Raw genomic sequence first — 6911 nt, 5'->3', positions numbered from 1 at the left:
TTGGGAACAGCGTAAGCTATCGGATATATACAAAGACATTGGAAATGCCTTCGTTGGAACTGCTACTCCATATTATGTTGAAGAGGGACATTTTTATCTTGAATCCAATAATATAAAGGATGGACAGATAAACCATAACACCGAAGTGTTTATTAACGATGAGTTTTATGAGAAGCAAAAAGATAAGTGGTTACATACTGGCGATATGGTTATGGTTCAATCTGGACACGTTGGTCATGCAGCTGTAATCCCAGAAGAACTGGACTGTTCAGCAGCTCATGCGCTTATTATGTTCAGAAATCCGAAGGCTGAAATAGAACCTTATTTTTTGAATTATCAGTACCAGACAACCAAGTCAAAAAAGAAAATAGAAAACATCACAACAGGTAATACCATTAAACATATCCTTGCGTCTGAGATACAGGAATTTGTTGTGGATGTAACTTCATATGGTGAGCAGAAGAAGATTGCTGGATTTTTTAGAGACCTCGACAACCTTATCACCCTTCATCAGCGTAAGTGTGATGAATTAAAGGATGTTAAGAAATATATGTTGCAGAACATGTTTCCAGCAAAATAAAACTAGAAGTGAAGATATATCAATATTGGAAGGAAGTGTAGTATGGCGGAGTTAGAATCTGTATTGGAGAAAAGGCTTATAGAGCAGCTTTGTAGCGAAGATTCTCAGTGGACATATCGCCCTGATATTAGAACCGAGGAGGATCTTTGGAAAAATTTCAAATATATTCTTGAACAGAATAATAAGGCGAAACTTGATGATCAGCCACTTAGCGAGTCTGAATTTGCTAAGGTAAAGAATGACTTATCGCATGCATCATTTTATGATGCTGGCAAATGGTTGGTAGGTGAGAATGGTAAAGTATATGTTCATGTACAGCGAGGCAATGAAACATTACACCTTGTTGTTATGAATAACGAACATATTGCCGGAGGTACAAGTGTATACGAGGTTATCAATCAGTATCAGGCTTTTAAGGATGAGGAAGATGCTGGAAGCAGAGATAGAAGATTTGATGTTAGCCTTCTCATTAATGGTATTCCGATGATTCACATTGAATTAAAGAATAAGGAACATCCTTATATTGATGGCTATAGACAGATTAAGAAGTACATTGCTGAAGGTAAATTCCACGGGATTTTTTCAAATGTCCAGATGTTTGTAGTAAGTAATGCTGTAGATACAAAGTATTTTTCAGCCGCTCGTGATACAGAATTGAATAAAAAGTTCTTAACAGGTTGGATTGATGAAGAAAATATACCTGTATGCGATTATATTGAGTTTGCAAAGGATGTATTACGAATTCCTAAGGCGCATGAAATGGTAACAAAGTATACAGTTTTGGATAATGATAAGAAGAAACTTCTTATTTTACGACCATATCAGATTCATGCGATTGAAGCTATGAGAGCGGCATCTAAGTCTGGAAAATCTGGTTTCATCTGGCATACAACAGGATCAGGTAAAACCATGACCTCTTATAAGGCTACAAGAAATCTTTTGATGGATATTCCATCAATTGAGAAAACCGTATTCTTGATTGATAGAAAAGATTTGGATATGCAGACAAAAGGTGCGTTCCAGTCTTATGCAGATAACGATACGATTGACGTAGATGATACCGAAAATGTGGGTAGCTTAATTAAGAGACTTGCGGATGACAATCGCCAGATGATAGTTACCACAAGACAAAAAATGCAGGTAATGATAAATCGTCGTTTACAGGAAGGTACAAAAGAATATGAAAAGATTCGTTCACTGAAAGTTGCCTTTGTTGTAGATGAATGTCATAGAGCTGTGACACCTCAAACCAAGCGTGAGATAGAGAGATTTTTCAGTAATTCTATTTGGTTTGGATTTACTGGAACTCCTATTTTTGAAGAAAATAAATATGAGCAGAAAGGTGATTTGGCTCAGACTACAGAAGAATTATATGGCCCATGTTTGCATAGTTATACCATTAAAGAAGCGATTCATGATGGGGCTGTTTTGGGATTCAATGTCGAGAATCTTGGACCCAAGGATGTAAAGCCAGACGAGGAAGAGGCATATTATCATAGTGAAAATCATATGAGAAATGTCCTTAATATTATTCTTAATCAATCAACTGCAAAGTTTGGTATGCAGAATGGCCGAGGTAAATCATATGAAGCTATGCTTACAGTTGAGTCTATTGCGACTGCACAGAAATACTATGATTTTATTATGAAAATAAAGAATGATGAGGACGAGCTTAAGATAAATGAGGAGATTAAGCGTGCATTCCCTGATTTTCCTAAGGTTGCGGTTACATTCTCTGTTTCAGAAAACGATGAATCTTCACAGGCTAACCAAGATGCAATGCGACGGATACTAGCTTATTATAACGGTGTTTTTGGTACTAGATATCAGTTGGAAGGATTGAATGCATATAATAATAACTTGAATGACCGCCTTGCAAGAAAGGAGAAACGTTACTTAGACAGAGATCAGCAGATTGATTTGGTTATTGTTGTAGACCGTTTGCTTACTGGATTTGATGCACCGTGTTTATCCACACTGTTTATTGATAGACCTCCAATGAGTCCACAGGGACTGATTCAGGCGTTTTCACGTACGAATCGATTGTTCGATACAAACAAGGAGTATGGTCAAATTGTTACATTCCGCTCGCCTAAGGAATATAAGAAGAAAATTAATGATGCATTAATACTGTATTCTAAAGGTGGATTTGGTAAGGCAATAGCAGAGGATTGGGATACAGTGTTGGAGAATTTTAATTTGTCATTGAAGACAATTAGAACTTTTGCTCCGACACCTGCACATACTCTTAATCTTTCAAAAAAGCAGATGAAGACATTTATACGTTTATTTAGAGATCTGGATCATGACTATGCTCATTTAAAATCGTTCTCTACCTATACTCCGGATTTGATGAAGAAGTTTGAGTTTAGTCAGAATGATTATGAGGATTATGCTGCGGCATACAAGAATATTGTTGAACTTTTGAAAAAGGATAAGCCTGAAAATCCAGATGACCCAATCATTACAGATGATTATGATTTAGTGGCTTTCAATAAATTCAAGATTGATTTTGAGTATATCGTAGAATTGCTTCAGGGATTTGTTGATTTCTTGAAACCAGAAGATGAAGATTTTGATGAGGCTGAATTTGAACACAAGTTATTAGAACTTCGTGAAATTGTCAAAGAGTATGCAGAAGATAATCCAGGACTTAGTGGAATTCTCATGCAGGTACTTGATGAAATTGAAAGTGATAAGACTAAGTTCATGGGACAAGATATGTCAGTAATTATCAATCAGATGCGTTATACAGCTATTGATAAGGAACTTGAGAAATTTGCTGATAAGTGGTTTATTGATTTTGAAGATGTCAAGTATGAGGCTTATAACTTCAAGGATGGTGAACTTGCAAATGAGAATAAGTTGAAGGAAAATGCAGATTACGCAGCGTATAAAGAAGCTACAGAGGATGCGTTGCCTAAGTTTAAATTTAATGGTGCATTAATTCGAGATTTTAAGGAAGAGTTGATGACAGTTATTGCTCCATTACTTTGATGATAATAAAAGCTTGCAGACAGGAAAAAGTCTGCAAGCTTTTTTTCATCGACGTGTGCAATGGGTTTATGAGTTCAAATTTGATAATGACCGCATTATGATGTCGATATCTTTGCTTTCTAGTTCCTGAATGATGTGAAGGTAGGTCTTTTGAGTGGTTGTAATATTAGAGTGCCCTAACCTTCTGGCAACACTTGCTATAGATACGCCTGCGAAGAGTAGGAGAGATGCGTGGGTATGACGTAATCCATGAACTGATATTATAGGAACCTCGACATTGCGACAGTGTCTAGCAAGAAGGTCGTTAATTGTAGAATTGTAAACTTTCTTACTGATGAAAATGGGCTTATCTTCTGGTAAATGTTTGATTAACTCTGCAAATTGGATGACTGTTTGCCAATCAAGAGGTATTTTGCGAACAGAAGACTGGTTCTTGGTAGGCAAAAAACCTCCTTTTCCTTTGTAGTCCCACGTTTTTGAGACAGAGAGCAATTGATGACTTAAATCAAAATCTTTTGGAGTTAATGCTAATGCCTCAGAAAAACGCATTCCGGTTTTTGCAATGAGAAGAATAAGCCAATCCATGTTAATAGAATCTGATAAATCTAGATCGTCCAGTAACTTATGCAGCTCATATTGATTGAGGTATTTGGGCTTCTTATCTCGAGGTTGTTTGCCTTTAATAATAGCCTTCCTTGTAGGGTCATGTGGAATCAAGCCTTCATCAACTGCATCCAGGATTGCGCATTTTAGGTGATGGTGAAAATCCATTGTGGTCTGGCGCTCGTGATCTATGGCATAGTCGTTGAGGAGCTTTTGATACGAAATTCGATCAAGATCGCTAATTACTAATTCTGGAATTAGTTTCAGAAGCCATTGATGTGCCATGTAATACTTGTTCATTGTGACAGGTCGAATGGCGCCTTCTTTATATACAGAAATCCATTGCTTGTAATAATCGCAAAATAGCATATCGCTTTTATCAACTATCGTTGTATGCATATGTAAGCCCTCCTTTCGTAATAGTTTCACACACGCCGATGAAGGGTGATAAGGTTGTCAAGCTGTTTGAAATACTTGCCAATCACTTCTTGTTCAGTTCTATCTGGGATGCTAATACATACATCTTCAACATCAGATGCATTGTATGAAGGCAAAGCTCCAACCTGCGTTAACTTTGTTAAATCTATCGTTTCAAAAAGTGTTTTTCCGAAGTCGCAATCCCATATGCCTTTATTAAAAACATATGCCATCGTGTTATTATCCAAAAGAAACGGAAAACGCACTAAACGCTTGCGATTCAACATTACAGCAGCTCCAACTTTGGCAAAGAAAATTGCAGGAACATCATCTATCACATTCCATTTTTTTCTGCTGATTTGTTCCTCAGTGACATAATTGTTTGCAACCACAAGTTCATTCTCATTTCCCTCAGTATTCATATCTGATACTTTGAAGAATGGAATGCCTTCTGCCCCACCTTGTTCAGCATCCGGGAAGCCTATTCCGGACTTTGCAGTTCCAATTTCTCCCAACTTACGCTGTTCCCAAGTTAATATTAAGAAAACAGCTTTCGCTGATGAAGGGTGATAAGGTTGTCGAGATTTCTAAAGTAACTTCCTACTTTGGCTTGCTCGTCTTTACTCTTTGGTATCAAAACATCGAAATCTGAAAAAATAGATATCCAATGTCGTTCATGACTTGAAGGAACATAATTCAAGTTTTGAAGAATATTCGTAACGCAGTAAATATCATCTGATGTATCTCTTAAGGTGAGAAGCTTCATTGCTGAACTCTTGACTTTAAAGGAAAAATCAACAAAATGTGATGATGTAGTAAAATCATCAAATATTATTACTGGTTCCTCGGGACTTGCATTTTTAATCCCTTCAGTTTCATCTGTGTAGCCAAGAATAAATGATTGTCCAGCAGTTAATACAGGTGTTTCATAACTATCGTCATAGTCTGTACTGCTTACAATATATGGTCCAGGCTGCTCATATTTCAGTACTTCTCCAAGCTTACGCTGTTCCCAAGAAAATGTTTTCGGCAGGATTGTCTGTTGGTTGAGCAAAAGCTGTTTTTTTACATACGCCGATGAAGGGTGATAAGGTTGTCAATTTTTCCTAAATAAATAGAAATCTGTCTTTGCTCATCCAGATATGGCAATGAGATTACTGTTGACTTAATATTTTCAGCATTAATATTTGTGTTAGCCGATGTTTGGATTATTTTATTGAGCTGTGATTTAAATAGGTTTGATTGATAAAAGTATCCAAAAAACTCATTAGTTACTTGTTCCATATCAAACCTAAAATCTATTAAGTAAGAACCAAAAATCGCTGGAATATCAACATCTACAATGCCATATGTTCCTACAGTTCCACTTCTAACTATAAGAAAATCACCTAATTCAGTTTTAAACGCAGCATAATCTTTTTCTGTAGCATCAATCTTTGGTGTATCTTTCAACACTAATTTATTCTCGGTAAGATCTGTACCTCTTAACAAATAATATTTCTTATTTTCGTTGTAATCCTCTGTTGTATAAAATCCTTGCTTATGAAATTTAGTAATCTCAGCAACCTTACGCTGTTCCCAAAATTCCGTTTAGCTTTTGTTTCATTGCATCATATTAGTATAAACCTATTTTACTTTTTCTTGGGAACAGCGTAAGTTCTCAGATTTTACATGGAATGCTGGCAAACGTAACAAGGATAACCTTGATCTTGAACCATATGCTATTACAAACGAGCATGGATTTATTCGCCAAAGTGAAGCTCATGATGACTTTGGATATATGAAAGATACCGATAGAAAAGCATACAATATTGTAATGCCAAACTCTTTTGCGTATAACCCAGCAAGAATAAATGTTGGATCTATTGGATACTATGAAGGCTCTGAAAACGTGATTGTTAGCTCACTTTATGAGGTTTTCCAAACAGCTGATTATGTCGATGATAGATTTCTTTGGCATTGGTTTAAATCAGATGAATTTCCAAAATGGATAGAACGACTTCAGGAAGGAAGTGTACGTCTATACTTCTATTATGACAAGTTATGTGAGTGCCAGATGCTCATGCCATCAGTACCGGAGCAGAAGAAAATTGCTAAGGCATTAGATGAACTCGATAACCTTATCACTCTTCATCAGCGTAAGTCTATAAATGAAAAATGTAGCATTTGAATCTTGGGAACAGCGTAAGCTATCGGATATATACAAAGACATTGGAAATGCCTTCGTTGGAACTGCTACTCCATATTATGTTGAAGAGGGACATTTTTATCTTGAATCCAATAATATAAAGGATGGACAGATAAACCATAACAC

At 36.3% G+C, this 6911-nt stretch carries 6 protein-coding genes and 1 pseudogene; 3 read left to right on the top strand and 4 right to left on the bottom strand.

Annotated elements, in window-relative coordinates:
* Together K6G87_RS07005 and K6G87_RS07000 are read left to right on the top strand one after the other, a co-directional pair.
* Nucleotides 1–580: restriction endonuclease subunit S (locus K6G87_RS07005; RefSeq protein WP_296835317.1), on the top strand; the 580-nt coding region annotated here is incomplete at its 5' end.
* 42 nt (nt 581–622) lie between these two features.
* Entirely contained in the window at nt 623–3577 is a 2955-nt protein-coding gene (locus tag K6G87_RS07000; RefSeq protein WP_296835315.1) for a type I restriction endonuclease subunit R, read from the top strand.
* Between the two features lie 66 nt (nt 3578–3643).
* Here K6G87_RS07000 and K6G87_RS06995 read toward each other — a convergent pair whose 3' ends face one another.
* The 4 genes and pseudogenes from K6G87_RS06995 to K6G87_RS06980 all read right to left on the bottom strand — a co-directional run.
* A complete protein-coding gene (locus K6G87_RS06995) occupies nt 3644–4579 on the bottom strand; it encodes a site-specific integrase (protein ID WP_296835313.1) in 936 nt (311 codons plus the stop codon).
* 26 nt (nt 4580–4605) lie between these two features.
* Complete coding sequence (locus K6G87_RS06990) at nt 4606–5136, bottom strand: restriction endonuclease subunit S (RefSeq protein ID WP_296835319.1); 531 nt, start codon at nt 5134–5136, stop codon at nt 4606–4608.
* A complete protein-coding gene (locus K6G87_RS06985; RefSeq protein ID WP_296835311.1) occupies nt 5136–5651 on the bottom strand; it encodes a restriction endonuclease subunit S in 516 nt (171 codons plus the stop codon). Before K6G87_RS06985 ends, K6G87_RS06990 begins: the two co-directional genes overlap by 1 nt.
* 11 nt (nt 5652–5662) lie before the next feature.
* Nucleotides 5663–6166, bottom strand: a pseudogene (locus tag K6G87_RS06980) (restriction endonuclease subunit S); the annotation flags it as partial.
* A 211-nt stretch (nt 6167–6377) separates the two neighbouring features.
* On the opposite strand from K6G87_RS06980, the gene K6G87_RS06975 reads away from it, so the two are divergent.
* Nucleotides 6378–6767 carry a restriction endonuclease subunit S gene (locus K6G87_RS06975; RefSeq protein ID WP_296835309.1) on the top strand — a complete coding sequence of 130 codons (390 nt, stop codon included), beginning with the start codon at nt 6378–6380 and terminating at the stop codon, nt 6765–6767.
* The last annotated feature ends 144 nt before the right edge of the window (nt 6768–6911 follow it).

The organism is Butyrivibrio sp. (genome assembly GCF_024699075.1).
The sequence above is the reverse complement of the archived record's forward strand: the minus strand, read 5'-3'. Positions and strand labels throughout refer to the sequence as shown.

Excerpts from the sequence above, each read along its gene's own strand:
- K6G87_RS07000 (WP_296835315.1), top strand. The coding sequence starts at position 623 with ATGGCGGAGTTAGAATCTGTATTGGAGAAAAGGCTTATAGAGCAGCTT.
- K6G87_RS06995 (WP_296835313.1), bottom strand. The coding sequence starts at position 4,579 with ATGCATACAACGATAGTTGATAAAAGCGATATGCTATTTTGCGATTAT.
- K6G87_RS06975 (WP_296835309.1), top strand. The coding sequence starts at position 6,378 with ATGAAAGATACCGATAGAAAAGCATACAATATTGTAATGCCAAACTCT.